At 70.8% G+C, this 17,907-nt stretch carries 15 protein-coding genes; 1 reads left to right on the plus strand and 14 read right to left on the minus strand.

Translation table 11 applies throughout. From position 1 onward, the window contains the following. Positions 1 to 37 precede the first annotated feature (37 nt). Entirely contained in the window at positions 38 to 2,398 is a 2,361-nt protein-coding gene (locus J7E25_RS08145) for a glycoside hydrolase family 3 N-terminal domain-containing protein (RefSeq protein WP_214870021.1), read from the plus strand. A 118-nt stretch (positions 2,399 to 2,516) separates the two neighbouring features. Here the strand turns inward: J7E25_RS08145 and J7E25_RS08150 are convergent, their stop codons facing one another. The 14 genes from J7E25_RS08150 to J7E25_RS08215 form a co-directional block, all read right to left on the minus strand. After that, positions 2,517 to 3,587: a LacI family DNA-binding transcriptional regulator gene (locus J7E25_RS08150; protein ID WP_214869608.1), complete on the minus strand. Its 1,071-nt coding sequence runs from the start codon at positions 3,585 to 3,587 to the stop codon at positions 2,517 to 2,519. A gap of 80 nt (positions 3,588 to 3,667) precedes the next feature. Beyond that, positions 3,668 to 4,759: a glycerate kinase gene (locus J7E25_RS08155; RefSeq protein ID WP_214869609.1), complete on the minus strand. Its 1,092-nt coding sequence runs from the start codon at positions 4,757 to 4,759 to the stop codon at positions 3,668 to 3,670. Continuing rightward, the gene (locus J7E25_RS08160; protein WP_214869611.1) at positions 4,756 to 5,457 is read right to left on the minus strand and encodes a ThuA domain-containing protein; all 702 of its coding nucleotides are present in this window, start codon (positions 5,455 to 5,457) and stop codon (positions 4,756 to 4,758) included. Before J7E25_RS08160 ends, J7E25_RS08155 begins: the two co-directional genes overlap by 4 nt. 108 nt (positions 5,458 to 5,565) lie before the next feature. Next, on the minus strand, positions 5,566 to 7,557 hold the full coding sequence (locus J7E25_RS08165) for a beta-galactosidase (RefSeq protein WP_214869612.1): 1,992 nt from the start codon (positions 7,555 to 7,557) through the stop codon (positions 5,566 to 5,568). Between the two features lie 192 nt (positions 7,558 to 7,749). Further along, positions 7,750 to 9,045 (minus strand): ABC transporter substrate-binding protein, encoded by a 1,296-nt coding sequence (locus J7E25_RS08170; RefSeq protein ID WP_251038885.1) that lies wholly within the window; start codon positions 9,043 to 9,045, stop codon positions 7,750 to 7,752. A 162-nt stretch (positions 9,046 to 9,207) separates the two neighbouring features. Then, positions 9,208 to 9,882 (minus strand): hypothetical protein, encoded by a 675-nt coding sequence (locus J7E25_RS08175; protein ID WP_214869613.1) that lies wholly within the window; start codon positions 9,880 to 9,882, stop codon positions 9,208 to 9,210. A 7-nt stretch (positions 9,883 to 9,889) separates the two neighbouring features. Further along, positions 9,890 to 10,804: a carbohydrate ABC transporter permease gene (locus J7E25_RS08180; protein WP_214869614.1), complete on the minus strand. Its 915-nt coding sequence runs from the start codon at positions 10,802 to 10,804 to the stop codon at positions 9,890 to 9,892. Further along, positions 10,801 to 11,748 carry a carbohydrate ABC transporter permease gene (locus J7E25_RS08185; RefSeq protein WP_214870023.1) on the minus strand — a complete coding sequence of 316 codons (948 nt, stop codon included), beginning with the start codon at positions 11,746 to 11,748 and terminating at the stop codon, positions 10,801 to 10,803. The genes J7E25_RS08180 and J7E25_RS08185 overlap by 4 nt, the downstream gene beginning before the upstream one ends. Positions 11,749 to 11,891: 143 nt before the next feature. Beyond that, a complete protein-coding gene (locus tag J7E25_RS08190; RefSeq protein ID WP_214869615.1) occupies positions 11,892 to 13,205 on the minus strand; it encodes an ABC transporter substrate-binding protein in 1,314 nt (437 codons plus the stop codon). A 119-nt stretch (positions 13,206 to 13,324) separates the two neighbouring features. Then, positions 13,325 to 13,495, minus strand: a complete 171-nt coding sequence (locus tag J7E25_RS08195) for a hypothetical protein (protein WP_214869616.1) — start codon at positions 13,493 to 13,495, stop codon at positions 13,325 to 13,327. 21 nt (positions 13,496 to 13,516) lie between these two features. Further along, the gene (locus tag J7E25_RS08200) at positions 13,517 to 14,647 is read right to left on the minus strand and encodes a Gfo/Idh/MocA family protein (RefSeq protein ID WP_215009173.1); all 1,131 of its coding nucleotides are present in this window, start codon (positions 14,645 to 14,647) and stop codon (positions 13,517 to 13,519) included. Between the two features lie 40 nt (positions 14,648 to 14,687). After that, complete coding sequence (locus tag J7E25_RS08205; protein ID WP_214869617.1) at positions 14,688 to 15,605, minus strand: PmoA family protein; 918 nt, start codon at positions 15,603 to 15,605, stop codon at positions 14,688 to 14,690. A gap of 59 nt (positions 15,606 to 15,664) precedes the next feature. Continuing rightward, positions 15,665 to 16,828 carry a Xaa-Pro peptidase family protein gene (locus tag J7E25_RS08210; RefSeq protein ID WP_251038886.1) on the minus strand — a complete coding sequence of 388 codons (1,164 nt, stop codon included), beginning with the start codon at positions 16,826 to 16,828 and terminating at the stop codon, positions 15,665 to 15,667. Beyond that, positions 16,825 to 17,835 (minus strand): LacI family DNA-binding transcriptional regulator, encoded by a 1,011-nt coding sequence (locus J7E25_RS08215; protein ID WP_214869619.1) that lies wholly within the window; start codon positions 17,833 to 17,835, stop codon positions 16,825 to 16,827. The genes J7E25_RS08210 and J7E25_RS08215 overlap by 4 nt, the downstream gene beginning before the upstream one ends. Positions 17,836 to 17,907 lie beyond the last annotated feature (72 nt).

Raw genomic sequence — 17,907 nt, forward strand, 5'->3', positions numbered from 1 at the left:
GACAACGAATCCCCCGACCGAGCGAGAGGCCGGCACGATGACGGAAGCCCAGGCGACGGATGCCACGACGACGACTGATGCGCCATGGCGCGACCCGTCGCTGCCGGCCGGTGCGCGCGCCGGGGCGCTCATCGCCGAACTCACCCTCGAAGAGAAGATCGCCCAGCTCTACGGCATCTGGATCGGCGCCTCCGATGACGGCGCCGACGTGGCGCCGCACCAGCACGACATGAGCAGCGCCGTGGATCTCGATGAGCTACTGCCCAAGGGGCTCGGCCAGATCACGCGGGCCTTCGGCACCGCACCGGTCGATGCGGCGGTCGGGGCGCAGTCGCTCGCCCGGCTGCAGGAGCGCATCGTCGCGTCGGGCAGGTTCGGCATTCCTGCGCTCGTGCACGAGGAATGCCTGGCGGGCTTCGCCGCCTACGGCGCGACCGCGTACCCGGTGCCCCTCTCGTGGGGCGCGACGTTCGACCCCGAGCTCATCGAGCAGATGGCCCGCCGCATCGGCGCCGACATGCGCTCGGTCGGCGTGCATCAGGGACTCGCCCCGGTGCTCGACGTCGTGCGCGACGCCCGGTGGGGCCGCGTCGAGGAGACCATGGGCGAAGATCCGTATCTGGTCGGCACCGTCGGCACGGCGTACGTGCGCGGGCTCGAGGCATCCGGGATCGTGGCGACGCTCAAGCACTTCGTCGGGTACTCGGCGTCGCGGGCAGGCCGCAACCTGGCGCCGGTGTCGGTCGGCGCCAGGGAGCTCGCCGACGTGCTGCTGCCGCCGTTCGAGATGGTGGTCCGAGATGCCGAGCCGCGTTCGGTGATGAACGCGTACACCGACCTCGACGGCGTGCCCACCGCTGCTGACCCTGACCTGCTCACGGCACTGCTGCGCGAGACCTGGGGCTTCGAGGGCACCGTCGTCGCCGACTACTTCTCGGTGGCGTTCCTCGAGACCCTGCACGGCACGGCCGGCGACCTCGGTGAGGCGGCTGCCGCCGCGCTCGAGGCGGGCATCGACGTGGAGCTTCCCACGGTGCACGCGTTCGGCGAGCCGCTCGTGCGGGCCGTCATCGACGGCCGGGTCGACGAGGCGGTCATCGACCGGGCCCTGCTCCGAGTGCTCATCCAGAAGATCGAGCTCGGCCTGCTCGACCACCCGGCGGCGCCGCCCGCCGCCGGCGCCGCGAAGGGCACCGTCGATCTCGACCCGGTCGAGAACCGCGCGCTCGCGCGCCGCATCGCCGAGCAGGCGATCGTACTGCTCCACAACGACGGCACGCTGCCCCTGGCCGCGCCCGCTCGCGTAGCCGTGATCGGCCCGACCGCCGACGACCCGCTCGCGGTGCTCGGCTGCTACGCGTTCCCGACGCACGTCGGTGTGCACCACCCGGAAAGCGGGTTGGGCATCGAGCTTCCGACCCTCGTCGAGGCCCTGCGCGCCGAATTCCCCACCGCCGAGATCACCTTTGCACCGGGCACCTCGATCGACGGCGGCGAGACCGATGGCATCGCGCACGCGGTCGCGCTCGCGGCATCCGCCGATGTCGTGGTGCTCGCGCTCGGCGACCGCGCGGGCCTGTTCGGCCGGGGCACGAGTGGCGAGGGCTGCGACGCCGAGACCCTCGACCTGCCCGGTGCGCAGGCGGCGCTGCTCGAGGCCGTGCTCGACGCCGGCACCCCGACGGTGCTCACCCTGCTCGCGGGCCGCCCCTACGTGCTCGGCACGGCACCCGACCGCGCCGCCGGCATCCTGCAGGCGTTCTTCCCGGGCGAAGAGGGCACCAGCGCGCTCGCCGCCATCCTCGGGGGACGCGTGAACCCGAGCGGACGCCTGCCCGTCAGCGTGCCGTCGACGCCGGGCGCGCAGCCGTCGACGTACCTGGCGTCGACGCTCGCCCGGCGCAGCAGCGTGTCGAACATCGACCCGACGGCCCGCTATCCCTTCGGCCACGGACTCGGCTACACGTCGTTCGCGTGGAGCGACCTGCGGGTCGAGGCGCCCGAGGCGACGACCGAGGGCGCGGTCCTGATGTCGCTCACGGTGGAGAACACCGGCGACCGGGCGGGCGCCGAGGTCGTGCAACTGTACCTGCACGACCCCGTGGCATCCGTCGTGCGACCGGTGCAGCGGCTGGTCGGATTCCGCCGCGTCGAGCTCGAGCCCGGAGCATCCGTGCGCCTGAGCGTCGAGGTGCCGGCCGATCTGGCCGCGTTCACAGGGCGCGACGGCCGCCGCATCGTCGAGCCGGGGTCACTCGTGCTGAGCTTCGGGCGGTCGAGCGCCGAGCTGCCGCTGCAGGCGAGGGTCGAGCTCGCCGGGCCGGTGCGGGTGGTCGACCACACCCGGGCGATGCATCCTGTGTGGGCCGCCGAGCACGTCAGCCCCGATTCGGCGTGACCGAGCGGCGGTCGCACGCCGACGGATGACGGATGTCGCCGGCCGGGGTAGTTCGCTCCCGGCCGGCGGAGTCTCAGCTCGAGGCCAGCCGGAGTCTCAGCTCCCGCCCGGCGGTGACTCAGCTCGCGGCCGGCGGTGCCGTGCTCTCGCGCACGACGAGGCTCGTGGCGAGGTCCATGCGCGGCGTGGGTGCCGATCCGGGCCCGCCCGACGCGGCATCCGACACCCCGTGCCCGTCGTGTTCGTCGGCGAGCCGGATCGCGAGCCTTGCCGCCTCCTCACCCATGCGGCGAAGGGGCTGGTGCACGGTCGTGAGTCGAGGGGTGAGCCAGCGAGCGAGCGGGATGTCGTCGTAGCCGACGATCGAGAGCTCCTCGGGCACGCGGATGCCGCGCTCCCGGGCCGCTTCCATGACGCCGAGCGCCTGCATATCGCTGCCGGCGAAGATCGCGGTCGGCCGGTCGGGTCGGCCGAGCAGCTCGCGGGCCCGCTCGCGGCCGCCGCTCACGTGGAAGTCCCCGAAGCGGATCCAGTCGGGGTGGATGGCGAGGCCCGCGGAGTTCATCGCCGAGCGGTAGCCGTCGACCCGGGCGAGCGAGCACATCATGTCTTCAGGGCCGGTGATCGCGGCGATGCGCGTGTGGCCGAGCTCGATGAGGTGCCGGGTGGCCGCGAGGCCTCCCGACCAGTTCGCCGAGCCGACCGAGGGCGCGTCGGGCGAGGGGTCGCCGGCCGGGTCGACGATGACGAACGGGATGGCCCGCGAGTGCAGCCGCTCCCGGTATTCGGGCGCCAACTCGGAGAAGACGAGGACGATGCCGACGGGCCGGCGTCGCATGACCCCCTCGATCCAGTCGGGGTCGGGCGCATGCCGGCTGCCGCTCACCGTGAGCACGACGCTGAGCCCGTGCTCCTTGGCCACCTGCTCGACGCCGCCGATGAGCTCCATCGACCAGATCGGGTCGAGTTCGTGGAACACGAGCTCGATGAGCTCGGCCCGCGACTCCGACCGCCCTCCGCCGCGGCGCCGGTAGCCGCGCTCGGCGAGGAGCTGTTCGACGCGGGCGCGCGTGGGCGGCGAGACATCCGCCCGGCCGTTGAGGACCTTCGAAATAGTGGACAGCGAGACCCCCGCCTCCTCGGCCACGCTGGCGAGCGTGACGCGCTCCTCCGCGACATCCGTTTCCATGTTTCGAATTCTAGGCCCGAAACTTGCGGTCAGGCGGCGGAACTCCCGAGCGAGCGATCGCCGGGCCGCGCCCCGGGCGGTCAGGCGCGCGTGCGTGCGAGTTCGGCGCCCGCCGCCTCGAGCCAGCGCAACGGCTCCGCCATGGCGGGTGCGCTGCCGCCGGCGATGACCGCGAGGGCGACGGATGCCGCGAAGCCCCGCGGCTCGGCCGTGATCGCCCCGGCGACGAGCGCCGTCGGCACGCCCGCGTCGCCCGCGAGCGCAGCCACCACGGTCGGGGCCTTGCCCGCCTCGGACTGCCCGTCGAAGCGACCCTCCCCCGTGATCACGAGGTCGGCTCCCTGCAGCACGTCGGCGAGGCCGACCGTGCGCGCGACGAGTGCCGCGCCGCCGCCCATCTCGGCGCCCCAGGCGAGCAGGCCGAAGCCCGCGCCGCCCGCCGCGCCCGCGCCGGGCGTGTGAGGGTTCGCGGGCAGGAGTCGGGCGAGCCGCGCGAGGTTCGACTCGAGCACCTCGACGCCCGCGGCATCCGCCCCCTTCTGCGGCCCGAAGACCGCAGCGGCGCCGAGCGGGCCGAGCAACGGGTTCGTGACGTCGCCGAGGATGACTGCGCCGCCCGGCGGCAGCGGCCGAAGCCCGGAGAGGTCGACGCGCGCGAGCGTACCGAGACCCCGATTGCCGACCTTGATCGGCCGGCCCGACGCGTCGAGGAACCGGGCGCCGAGCACGGCGAGCGCGCCGACCCCGCCGTCGGTCGAGGCGCTGCCGCCGAGCGCGAGCAGGACGCGGTCGACGCCGTGGTCGAGCGCCGCGGCGATCGCCTCGCCGAACCCGGCGGTGTGCGCGTCGAGCGGCGCGAGCGGGTCGAGCAGCGTGATACCCGAGGTCGCGGCGAGCTCGACGACGGCGGCCGGCCGGTCGCCGGGCAGCAACAGCCAGTGCGACTCGACCGGTTCGGAGACCGGGCCGCGCACCGTGACCGGCATTCGCCGCGCATTCGGCACCGCCGCCTCGAACGCGTCGAGCGTGCCCTCGCCGCCGTCGGCCATGGGGCGCAGCACGAGTTCGTCGTCGGGGCGCACCGTGTGCCAGCCGCGCGCGAGGGCTGCAGCGGCATCCGCTGCGCTCGCCGTTCCCTTGAACGAGTCGGGCGCGACGACGATGCGGCTCACTCCACCTCCGCCGTGGCCGCCGGAACGTGCGAGAGCCATTCGAGCGATCGCGTGATGAGGTCGCGGTGCGCCGCCGACTCGTACGAGCGCAGGTCGTGCCCGAGCCCGTCGTACACGAGGCGGGACCGGCCGAACTCACGGGCCCACACGAGCGGGTGACGGCCGCCGCCCTCCTCGTGCTCGGCGATCGGCTCGATGACGTCGTGGAGGTGGAAGTCGGTGTAGCGCTCGTCGACGACCGTGAAATCGCCGAGCCCCTCGGCGATCGCGTGGTTGCCGACGACGTGCACGTGCGCCTCGTCGATCGGCGGATGCCACGACTCGCCGCGCACCCAGCGCGCACCGAGCGCCCGCCCGTACGCCGGGTACGCACGCAGGCTCGCCGCCGCGGCATGCAGCGCGAGGATGCCGATGCCGCGATCGATCGCGGCGTCGAGCGCGGCGTTCGCCTCGGGGGTGACGGATGCCGCCGGCTGAACGCGCGCGGTATCGTCGGGCCCCTCGGGGTCGCCCGCGTTCACGATGAGCAGGGTGACGTCGTCGGCGAGGCCGGCGAGCGCGGCGTCGGGATCTTCCGAGATCTCGACGGTGAACCCGGCAGCACGCGCGAGCTCCGCGAGCGCGGCGCTCGTCTCGGCGTAGGGATGCCACGGGTCGGCGTATCGGCCGGCTCCGCTCAAGATGATCGCCTTCGTCATCGTCGCTCCTTCATCGCCGTCGCCCGTCGCCTGTCGCCCCAGACTGCCACGCCGTGGCCGGTGGGGCCACTGCCACCTGCATCGCCGGCGCGCCCGGTCATCTGGGCCCTACGCATCGAGCACCATCGCCCAGTCGAAGCGGCCGAGCGCGACGCGTTCGACCGGACTGCCCGTCAGGGCGTCGATGCCGGCGACGGCGATCTCGACCTCGCCGTCGCCGTCGCCGTGGTTCACGAGTGTGAGGAGCTCGCCACGGCGTGCCGCCTCGACGTGCTCGGGAAGGCCGGCGACCACCGGTGCGACGCCTGCATCGGCGAGCACGTGGTCGACGACGGCGAGAGTGCCCGCCTCGTCGGGCACGGTCGCGAGGTAGCGGGCGCTACCGCCTGCGGTGCGGCGCACGGTGAGGGCCGGATGCCCCGCGAGGCGCCCGCTCGTGAACGACGCCTCGATCGCGGCATCCGTCGGCTCGAGCTCGATCTCCTCGGCGACGAGCGTGCCGACCGATTCGCCGAGCGCGTCGCCCGCGAATCGTGCCTCGCGCTCGCCCGGACCGGCCGCGCCGGGTGCCACGAGGGCCCCGAAGTCGTCGAGGCGGATGCCGCAGAGCGCACCGAGCTGGGTGAGGAATCCCCCGTCGCGGAACCGGTCGAACTCGTCGACCACATCGGTGAAGGGGCCGGCGAGGAGGTGCCCGCCGCCCTCGACGAACGTCGTGAGCGCGGCGGCGCCGTCGTCGCGCAGGAGGTAGAGGAGCGGGGCGATCGCGAGCGCGTACTGGCCGTCGACGCGCTCGGGCGGCACGATGTCGACCTGCACATGGCGGCGGTGCAGCGCCCGGTACCATCGCTGCACCACGGCGACGTAGTCGAGCTCGTTCATCGGGTGGTCCGAGGCCTCGACGGCCCACCAGTTCTCCCAGTCGAAGACGAGCGCGACTCGGGCGTCGCGGGCGCCCGCCGGCAGCTCGGGCAGGGCCGCGAGCTGCTCGCCGAGCGCGGTGACCTCACGCCACGTGCGAGTGCGCGTGCCGGCGTACGGGAGCATCGCCGAGTGGAACTTCTCGGCGCCCGCCCGCGACTGCCGCCACTGGAAGAAGAGGATGCCGTCGGCGCCACGGCCGATCGCCTGCGCGCTGAGCGCGGCCATCTGGCCGGGAGCCTTCGGGGCATTCGTGGGCCGCCAGTTCAGGGCGTTCGTCGCCTGCTCCATGAGGAGCCAGGGCACCTCGGGCTTCATGGACCGTATGAGGTCCCGCTGGAACGCCGCGGCGCGGAAGCTCTCGGGGTCGTTCGGATCGGGATAGCAGTCGTCGCTGACGACATCCATGTGCTGCGCCCACTGCGCGTAGTTCGCGGGCTTGAACGCGCCCATGAAGTTCGTCGTGATCGGCTGCGTGGCGCCCGCGGCACGGATGATCTCGCGCTCCATGAGGTAGCACTCGAGGAGCATGTCGCTCGTGAACCGCCGGAAGTCGAGCATCTGGCCGGGGTTGTGGCTGTAGGGCGCCTTGCGCGGCGGGAACACCTCGGCGAAGCTGCCGTAGCGCTGCGACCAGAAGTTCGTGCCCCAGGCCTCGTTGAGCCGGTCGATGGTGACGTAGCGGCGCTCGAGCCAGCCGCGGAAGGCGTCGCGCGCGGCATCCGAGTAATCGAGTTGCACGTGGCAGCCGTACTCGTTGTTGACGTGCCACATGACGACGGCCGGATGCTGCGCATACCGCTCGGCGATCGCCGTCACGAGCTCGCTGGCGAGCCGGCGGTAGACCGGCGACGACGGAGCGAACTGCTGCCGACTGCCGGGCCAGTAGACGGCGCCGTTCTCGTCTTGCGGGAGGAGCTCGGGATACGTCGCCGACGCCCACGGCGGCGGCGAGGCCGTCGCGGTCGCGAGGTCGACGGCGATGCCGCCCTCGTGCAGCAGGCCGATCACCCGGTCGAGCCAGTCGAAGTCGAACTCGCCCTCGCGCGGCTGGATACGAGACCACGAGAAGATGCCGAGACTCACCATCGTCACGCCCGCCTCGCGCATGCGCGCCACGTCGTCGGGCCACAGCTCCTCAGGCCACTGCTCGGGGTTGTAGTCGGCGCCGTAGTGCATTCGTCCTCCATTGCTCCGTTGCTCGCTCTGGGAGAGCGTATTCCATGTCTGCCGCCACCGAAGTTCTCGGGCGTCGCGTGACGACAGACCAGTCTGTGCTGTTCTGGCGCGCCGGAACGACGCGGACTGACCAGCAGACGAAAACCGGGTGCCGACGCATCGCGCGCCGGCACCCGGATCAGTCGTTCGGACTCAGCCGAGGATCACCTTGGCCTCGCCGAAGAACTGCTCCACCGCGTCATCGACGGTGACCGCGCCGAGGGCGATCGACTTGCCGAGGTCCCAGAAGGTCTGCTCGAGCGAGCCGTAACCCACGACCGGCACCGGCGGCGCCTCGCCGATGCGGTCGGCCACGGAGTCGAGGTAGTCGGCGACCTGCGCGTCGATGCCTTCGAGAGTCGTGCCCGCGAGCTTCGTCTCGGAAGCCGGGAACCCGAGCGTCGTGCCGAAGATCTCACCGGCCGCCTCGCTGTTCACGATGAAGTCGAGCCACAGGGCCGCCGCCTCGGGGTGCTCCGTGTCGGACGAGATCGCGACCTGGAGACCGCCCTGGCGGTAGAGGTCCTTCTCCCCGGGCTCTTCGGTCGGCGGCGCGACGAGCGTGACGCTCTCGGCACCGGAGTCGGCGAGGTATCCGCCGAGGAAGTTGCTCCAGCTCGCCTCGCTCGCCGTGAGGCCGGCAGCGAAGCCCGACTTCGGGAAGGTCTCCTCGAGACGCTGCTGCGGGATTGCGACGCCTTCGCGCGCCGCGGCGCCCGAGTTCCAGTAGTCACGGAGTTCGTCTTCGGTGAAGCCGAGCTCGCCGTCCTCGGTGTAGAGGTTCTTGCCCTGCTGACGCAGTTCGAGCTCGAAGCCCTGGATGCGCTGGGTCATGTCGGAGCCGCCATACACGGCACCGCCGGTGGCGTCGGTGACCGACTTCATCCACTCGGTGTACTCCTCGGCGCTCGTGCTGCCCTCGTAGGGCTTCACGCCGGCGTCGGCCAGGAGGCCGTCGTTCAGGAACACCGCCCAGGCGCTGTAGCCCGTGGGGAGGGAGTACTGCACGCCCTCGAGCTGCCCGGTCTGCTGCAGCGACTCCTCGAACGCATCGAAGTCGATGTAGTCGCTCACCGTACCGAGGTCGAGGAGCATGCCGGGCTCCGCGTACTCGCGCAGGTAGGAGTCGGAGAACTGCCACACGTCGGGCAGGCCGCCGCCGGTGGCCTCGATCTTCCGCTTCTCCCAGTACGAGGGGAAATCGGTGAAGGTGCCCTCGATCGTGATGTTCGGATGCTCCTTCTCGAAGGCATCGATGAGCTGCTCGTAGCGCGACGCGCGGTCGTCGTTGCCCCACCATGTGAACTGGAGCGTGACCTCCTCGTCGGGGTCATACGCCGCCTCTTCGCCGCCGCCGCTTCCGGCGCAGCCGGTCATGGCGAGCACCGCCGCCCCGGTCATCGCCGCAGCGGCGAGCATGCGCCGCCGCGCTCCAGTCGTGAACATCATCGTCCTCCAGTAGGTCAGTTCTCTGTGATTCGCGCGGTCCGGGAATTGCAGGGGGAAAGCGCTTCCCGAAGCGTAGCGTGAGACGATTCAATCGGTCAACGTCACGCCCGGTGGCGCAGGTCTCAATTCGGCAACAAGACCGCGGCAGCTCGACAGCGTGAGTTACTGAGCCGCCCCGCGAGCACGCCGAGGCCGCTCGGGCACCGCCACGATCGCGAGGGCGACGCAGCCGAGCGCGGCGATCACGAGTGGGACGAGCTGCCACGTGACGATCACGGCGAACGCCGCGGTCGCGACGAGGTACCCGGCACCTGCCGGGTCGTCGCGCAGTGCTCGCGGCACCGCGCGTAGGGCGCCGAGCCAGCCGAGTTCGGGCGTCCACCTCCCGGCCGCCAGGAAGAGCGCGAGCACGAGCGCGGCCAGGCCGGCCCAGCCGACGACGCCGACGACGCCGACGATCGAGCCTCCGGGCAGCACGCCGGTCGAGGCGAGGTCGATGTCGAGGGCCAGCACCGCGGCGATGACGACGGATGCCGCGCCCACACCGATGCCGCCGAACAGCAAGGCTCGCACGTCGCGCCAGAACCACTCGAGACCCGAGTCGTCGGCGCGGAGGAACCGGCGGAGGTGCCGCGCACCCGCGGCGAGCCCCGCCGGCAGTGTGACCACCGGAAGTGACACGAGCGCCACGAGGATGCCCACGAGCAGTACCTCGCCGAGGAGCCCGAACGCGCTGCGCGCACCGGGGAAGCGCGCCGTCGTCGCGGCATCGTCACGCGTCGGCCCGCTGCCCGAGAGGGCGGCCCGGCGTGCAGCACGGTCGGCGGCTCGAGACATCCGGAACCTAGCCCTTCAGACCCTGGGTGGCCACGCCGTCGACGAGGAAGCGCTGGAACACGATGAAGAAGATCAGGATCGGCAGCAGGGCGAGGAACGACACCGCGACCGTCGCCCCGTAGTCGGACGTGCTCGTGGCGTCGTTGTAGAGCCGGAGCGCGATCGGCAGCGGGTACTTCTCTGGCGAGTTCACGTAGAGGAGCGGGCCGAGGAAGTCGTTCCAGGTCCAGATGAACGTGAAGATCGCACTCGTGATAAGGGCCGGCTTGATGAGCGGCAGGATGATCGAGAAGAAGATCCGGACGTGCCCGGCACCGTCGATGCGTGCCGCCTCGTCCATGTCGCGCGGGATGTTGCGGATGAACTGCACGATGAGGAACACGAAGAACGCCTCGGTGGCGAGGAACTTCGGCAGGATCAGCGGCCAGTACGTGTCGATGAGTTCGAGCCGGTTGAAGATGATGTACTGCGGGATGATGATGACGTGGAACGGCAGCAGCAGCGTGCCGATCATCGCGGCGAACAGCACCCCGGCGCCCTTGAACTTGATGCGTGCGAAGGCGTACGCGGCCAGTGCCGAGGAGATCAGCGTGCCGATCACGGCCATGACGGCGATGAAGAGCGAGTTGGCGAAGAACCGCCAGAGCGGGGTGCCGCCGATGCCCTCGATCACCTTGAAGTAGTTGTCGACGGTGGGGTTGTCGGGGATCAGGCCCGGGTTCTGCCCGAACTCGCTCGAGGGCTTGAACGTCGAGAACGCGAGCCAGACGAGCGGGTAGAGGATCACCGCCGTGATCGCGAGCAGCACCACGAACCAGATGATCGTGTTGACGGTCTTGCGCTTGATGCGCCGTCGCCGAGTGGGCTGCGGCTCGGTGGCGACCTCGAGCAACTCGGCGCGCGGGACTTCGATCGTGCTCATCGGTTCTCTCCCGCGTAGTGCACCCAGGATTTCTGGGTCTTGAACAGAATGAAGGCGATGACCGCCACGACGATGACGAGCACCCAGGCCATGGCCGCGGCGTAGCCCATCTGCCCGTCGGCGAATCCTCGCTTGTAGAGGTAGACGGTGTAGAAGTTCGTCATGCCGGCGGGGCCGCCCGAGCCGTTCGAGATGATGAACGCCGACGCGAACACCTGGAAGGCATTGATCGTCTCGAGCAGGAGGTTGAAGAAGATGACCGACGAGAGCATCGGGATCGTGACGCTGCGGAACTTGCGCATCGGCCCGGCGCCGTCGACCTCGGCCGCCTCGTAGAGCTCTTGCGGAATCTGCTTGAGGCCGGCGAGGAAGATGACCATCGGGGCGCCGAACTGCCAGACGGCGAGCAGGATCATCATCGGCATGACGAGGTCGACGTTGCCGACCCAGCCGCCGAGTTCGATGCCGAACAGGCTCAGCGAGCTGTCGACCGGGCCGTCAGTGGAGAACATCGCACGCCACACGATGGCCACGGAGACGGATGCCCCGATGAGCGACGGCGCGTAGAACGACGAGCGGAAGAAGCCGCTGCCCTTGTTGCGATAGTTCAGGAGCATCGCGATCGCGAGCGCCGCGGCGAGCTTGATAGGCGTGCCGACGAGCACGTAGACGAGCGTGATCTGCACCGACTGCATGAACTGCGGGTCTTCCGTGAACATGCGCACGAAGTTGTCGAGGCCGACCCACTCGGGTGCGGTGAAGAGGTTGTACTTCGTGAAGGCGAGGTAGAGCGAGAAGATCATCGGGCCGACGGTGAGCCCGAGGAAGCCGAGCATCCACGGGAGCAGGAAGCCATAGCCCGCGACCGTCTCCCGACGATTCTGGGCTCGCTTGCCCTCGGTGGTCGGGACCTTGCCCTTCTCAGCGCGACGCACCTGGCGCATCGCCTGGCGGACGCTCTTCGACTCGGCCTCGGCCGTGACGATCGATTGGGTTTGCGTGCTCACGTGGTTCTCCGGTCCTTGCGAGAACAGTGCTCCGGGCCCGGGGGGCAGGCCCATCGGGCCCGGAGTCGCCGTTCCTACTGCTACTGGTTGAGGACGACGTCCATCTCACCGAAGAACTGGTCTACGGCCTCGTCGACGGTCAGGGTGCCGAAGGCGAGCTCCTGGCCGATCAGGCGGAACTTCTCTTCGAGCGAGCCGTATCCGACGATCGGCACCGGCGGTGCGTCGCCGAGACGATCGGAGATCGACTCCTCATACTCGCGGATCTGCTCGCCGAGCGGGTCGAGCTGTGCGCCCTCCAGCTGGGTCTCCGAGGCGGGGATGCCCCGGTTGGTGCCGAACGCGGCGCCGGCCTCGGGTGAGTTCACGAGGAAGTCGACGAGCGTGGCCGCCGCTTCGGGGTGATCGGTCGTCGAGGAGATGGAGTGCAGCATCGAGGGCTTCAGGTAGAGGTCTTTCACGCCTTCCTCGGTGACCGGCGGGGCGACGAGGCCGAGCTCGGTGTATTCCGCACCGAGGTTGCGGAGGTAACCGGCGCCGAAGTTGTCCCACGTGAGCTCGCTCGCGGTGAGCGCCGAGTCGAAGGCCGAGAGCGGGTAGATCTCCTCGAGGCGCTGCTGGTCGATCACGATGCCGTCTTCACGGATGCCGGAGCCGGATTCCCAGAACTCCGCGAGGTCGTCCTCGGTGAAGTTCGGTTCACCGTCTTCGGTGAAGAGGTCCTCGCCCTTGGCGCGCTGCTGGAGCTCGAAGTTCTGGATGCGGCCGGTGTAGTCGGTGCCGCCCCAGATCGTGACACCCTGTGCCGCGGCGGTGTCGGTGATCTCCTTCATCCAGGAGTCGTAATCGGCCCAGTCGCCGCCCTCGAACTCCTCGACGCCGAGCTGGTCGAGGAGCTTGGGGTTCGTGTACAGGCCCCAGGCGTTGGTCGACGTCGGGATGCCGGTGGTCTCGTCGCCGACGACGCCGATGTCGAGGATGTTCTGGCTGAGCGGCTCGGTGTCGATGATGTCGCCGAGGTAGGGGCTCAGGTCGAGGAGCAGTCCGTTCTCGGAGTACTGGCGGAGGTAGGAGTAGTCGAACTGCATGACGTCGGGCAAGCCGCCGCCGGCAGCCTCGGTCTGGCGCTTCTCCCAGAACTCGGGGAAGCCCAGGAACGAGGAGTTCACCGTGATGTTCGGGTACTCCTCGTTGAACGCGGCGATCGCCTCCTCGTACATCGCGGCGCGCACGTCGTTGCCCCAGAATGCGAGGTCGAGCGTGACCTTCTCGTCGGGGTTGTACTCGCCACCGGCTTCCGAGCCACCGCCCGAGCAACCCGTGAGCGCGAGGGCCGCGCTCGCGGCGAGTGCCGCTGCGGCGACCGCCACGCGGCGCTTGCGAATGTCGAACATCGTTGTTCCTCCCGGAAACGTCTCTGTCTGCCTGATGCACTCCACGTGATCGCGGGAAAGCGCTTCCCAAAAGCTAACCCGAGCTCATGCCCTGAGTCAACCTGAGACAGAAAATCGTTTCAATTCGTTATGTCCAGCGCCTCGAGGAGCGCCCGGAGAGACACGAAGCGCTGGTCATGCGGCATTTTTCCGCCCAGTGCGTCTCGGGTCCGGCGCTGCGTCGTGAACATCCACCACTCGCCCGTCTCGCGATGGCGGATCACGATGGGGTCGGTCGCCCCGTCGAACACGGATCGTAGAAGAGGGCCCCGTCAGCCACGGCGGAGATCGACGACCGGGCTCTCGAGGCTGCGCAACCGCTCGACGTCGTCACGGAGGGTCGCGGGCGTCACGGTTCGGCCCGTCGCGGCCGAGGAGTAGATCGCGGTCACGATCTCGAACGAGCGCGCGGCATCCGTCGCCGTCGACGGCAGCGGGCCGCCAGAGCGGAGCGCTGCGTACACGTCGCGCAGGAGCGGCTCGTGCCCGCTCGCCTCCTCGAGGCCGGGGAGTGCCCACGCCGCGGCATCCGCTTCGTCGACGTGCGGAGCCGGCGTGATGCGCCAGTGCTCGTGACCGTGCCCGTAGAGGTGGTCGACCGTCACGGTCGCGAGCTCGGTGTCGATGCGGATCGAGCTCACCTCGCGCGGCGACACGGCGCTCGTGATGACGGATGCCACGGTGCCGCCCGCGAACGTGATGACCGCCGTCGAGACGTCTTCGGTCTCGGTCTCGCGGTCGAGCCGCCAGAGGCCGCCGTGCACGCTCGCCCAGTCGCCGAGGAGCCACGCGAGCAAGTCGATCTGGTGGATGCCGTGACCCAGGGTGGTGCCGCCGCCCTCGGTCGACCACTTGCCGCGCCACGGCACGGCGAAGTATGACGGGTCGCGGTACCAGAGCGTCTGGCAGGTCGCGACGAGCGGCCGGCCGAGCGCGCCGGAGTCGAACAGGCGGCGCACGTGTGCCGCGGCGGAGCCGGTGCGCTGCTGGAACACGACGACGAAGCGGCGGTCGTTGCGCTCGGCGGCCGCGGTCATCGCGTCGAGCTCGTCGAGGGAGAGCGCCGCGGGCTTCTCGCACACGACGTGCACGCCCGCGTCGAGCGCCGCGATGGATTGCTCGGCGTGGGCGCCGGGCGGCGTGCAGACGTGCAGCACGTCGATCGTGCCGCTGGCGAGCAGGTCGTCGAGGGACGCGAACACCGCGGGGCCGCCCCAGCGCTCGGCGAAAGCGCGGGCGTACGCGGGGTCGCGGTCGACCACGGCGACGAGCTCGGCGGCGGATGTCGCTGCGAGCGCAGCGGCATGGGAGTTCGCGATGGCGCCGGTGCCGACGATCGCCGCGCGGAGCGGCGTGGGCGGCGTCGGGGTGGGCGTGGGCGAAACGGGCGGCATCTCAGTCATCGGGCTCCTTCAGTGTGGCCGTTCTCGAGCACGGCGGCGCTCACGATCCCAGCAGCGTCGGCAGCTGTGCCGACCCTGCCGCGGCGAGTGCCGCAGCGCGATCTGGGTCGCTCGCGCCATCCGCGATGACGACGCCGTAGCGCAGGTCGAGGGTCGCACCAGGCTCGATCTCGTGCTCCTCGCTGAAGAACGGCGCCGGGCACAGGCACGCGAACTCCTCGCTGCGGGCGAACCACTGCGGCGGATGCTGCAGGTTGCCTGGGTCGTCGATCATGACGATCGTCGATGCGGCGCCGGTGACGTCGTGGCGTCCGGTGAAGCCCATCCAGGGCGCCCGCGTTCCGCGCAGCTCATCGCCGCCGGTGATGCCGGGCGCGAGCACCGATCCGCCGGTGAACGACCTCGGCCCGCGCCAGAACAGTCCGCCGTAGCCGGCGTTCTCCCGGCCGCGCGTGGTCGGCGAGCCGATCGGGATCGGGCGGCCGCTGACGTTGTGCATGCGGGTTGCGAAGGCGAGGAGCCACGAGTCGTCGTCGAGGAGGGTGGCCGCGACGGTGCGCTGCTCCTCGAAGAGCTGCTCGCCGGCCTCGGTCACCCAGTCGAGCCCCTCGACGAACCGCGCCGTGGAGTCGTCGTCGACCACCGGGAAGTCGCGATGGCGCTGCATGCCGTTGTTCGGCAGCTGCACGTAGCCCCGGCCGTTGACGAATGTGGGTCCGCCCCAGAAGTTCTCGTCGCCGACCACCGGCAGCGACCACGTGATGCCCTTGTGCCAGACGTGGTCGTGCGGGCGGTAGAGGGAGACGAGCTCCCCCGCGCGCGTGCGAATCGGGCTGAAGTACGGCCGCGGTGACTCGAGCTGCGGGTTGTCGGGCCGATGCACGTACTCGGCGAGCACGACCGAGCCGGCCGTGAAGCCGAGGCAGCCATCCGTGGTGTCGATGCGGATGCGGCTCATCTGGAACTCCTGCGAGTCGTCGTCGGTCTCATGGTCGGTCGAGCGGGCACGGGAAAGCGCTATCCCGATCCTACACGCTCGAGCTCGACCGGTCGATGGATTCCGCCGACCTCGATCGTCGGCCAGCGCAGATCGACGGTGAGCACCTCGACACCGGTCGTTCGCACGAGCACCGTGTCCTCCACCTTCGCGCCAGGCGCCGTCGGGTTCCACGCGAAGGCGTGATCCGGTTGCACCATGTCGCCGACGGCCGCCGTGCCGCGCGGGTCGCGCCCCGCGTAACCAGCGGCGCCGCCCTGGTGATGACGGCGCCACTCGTCGCTGGCGAAGCCGTGCCGTGCGTACGAGTCGATGCCGCCGCGGAACCCCTCGCCGATCGTCGCCCCGATCCGCGTCGAGGCGAGGAAGGCCGCCTCGACCTCGAGGATGCGCCGCTCGGCGTCGGCCTCGGCGTCGCTCCGGCCGCCCGAGCGCACCCACCTCGTGGCGTTCGCGATGAGGCCGTTCCGGCGGCCGCACGCCACGAGCATCGCGCGGTCGCCGATCGGCGAGGCGGTGGGCAGCGGATGCCGGTGTCCGAGGCGCGACCGGCCGGCGACGAGAATCACGAGCGGGTCGATCCCCCGCGCGATGAGGTCGCCTCCGAGGCGCGCCGCGACGTCGCGCTCGGATGCGTCGGGATCGGCCGTGGCCGCGGCATCCGTCAGCGCTTCGGCGACCTCGCGCCCGAGCGCTCGGTACCGGCCGAGCTCGGCTGGAAGCAGGCTCGCCCGCGCCGCTCGCAGTTCGGCCGCGACGTCGTCTTCGGCGAGCGCCGCGAGGCCCGCCGGCGCGAGGGCGTCGTGCCATGGCACGCGGATGACGTCGAGGTCGCCGATCGCGCCGAGCTCCTCGTCGAGCATACGGTCGGCCTCGTTGGCGAACACGCGCAGCTCGTCGCCGCCGTGCCGCACGACGACGGCCGCGATGGGATCGCCCGCGAGCGAGACGTGGGTGCGGGCCCCGTCGAGGTACCACGCGACGGCGGCGTGCGAGCGCAGCACGATCGAATCGGCGCCGCGGCGCTCGAGCAGTCGGAGCATCCGCTCGCGCTTCACCCCGCGGTCGGCGGCCGAAGGTGCCGAAGAGGCCGAAGAGGCCGATGGCAGGGACGCGGCCGACACCGACACGGTCGACCCCAGCGCGGCCGCCTGGGCCGACACCACCGACTCCGTCGCACTCATCGCACAGGCCCCGTGCTCTCGCGGGCCTCGAGGCGCGGCCGGTAGAGCACCGTGTGCTCGATCGGCCCCCCGGCGATGAGCGTGCGCAACCGTGCCCACACCTGCGCGCCGATCTCGCCTCGCGGCACCGACATGCTGGTGAGCCGCGGCGTCGCGAACCTCGCCATCGGCACGTCGTCGAATCCCCCGATGGAGAGATCGCCGGGCACCTCGACACCGAGTTCGCGCAGTCGCGTCATGAGCCCGAGCGCGACGAGGTCGTTGAAGGCGATGACCGCGGTCACGCCCTCGCGCCGCGCGGCATCGACCGACGCGGCGGCCTCGTAGCCGTCGTCGAGGCGGGAGCCGCCCGGAATGACGTCGATCGTGATGCCTGGCTCGGCTGCCACGGCGTCGGCGACGCCCCGCAGCCGCTCGGCGTTCGAGGCGCTCAGCTCCGGGCCGCTGAGGTACGCGATGCGCCGATGACCGAGGCCGTGCAGGTGATCGACGAGGTCGCGGATGCCGCGTGCGTAGTCGACGCCGACGATCGGCACCTGCGCACCGGGCAGGGGCCGGTTCACGACGACGACCGGCGCGATGCGGGCCACAAGTCGTTGCAGGCGCTCCTCGGGCATGCGCGGCGCGCACAGCACGATCGCGTCGCAGCGATGGCGCGCTTCGAGCGCGGTGGCCTCCTCTTCGTCGACCTGCTCGGCGGTGTCGGCGACGAGCACCCGGTAGCCGTCGGCCGCCGCCGCTCGGCTGAGTCCCTTGAGGATGCCCTGGAAGAGCGGGTTCTCGAGGTCGGGCACGACCATCGCGATCGTGTCGTTTCGCCCGTGCACGAGGCTTCGCGCGGCCACGCTCGGCGTGTAGCCGAGTGCCGTGATCGCAGCTTGCACGGCCTGCACGATGGCGGGGTCGACGGACTGCTTGCCGTTGAGCACGCGTGAGACGGATGCCTGTGACACGCCCGCTCTCGCGGCGACGTCGGCGATCGTGACCGCCCGGTTCCGTTCGCTCATCTCGCTCCTCAGCGCTGTCGTCTGTGCGGTGCCCGGCCTTCCGACACGCCGGGAAACCGGTTCCCCAGTCTA

This window comes from Agromyces sp. ISL-38 (assembly GCF_018613935.1).
In the GTDB taxonomy this organism is placed as follows: domain Bacteria; phylum Actinomycetota; class Actinomycetes; order Actinomycetales; family Microbacteriaceae; genus Agromyces.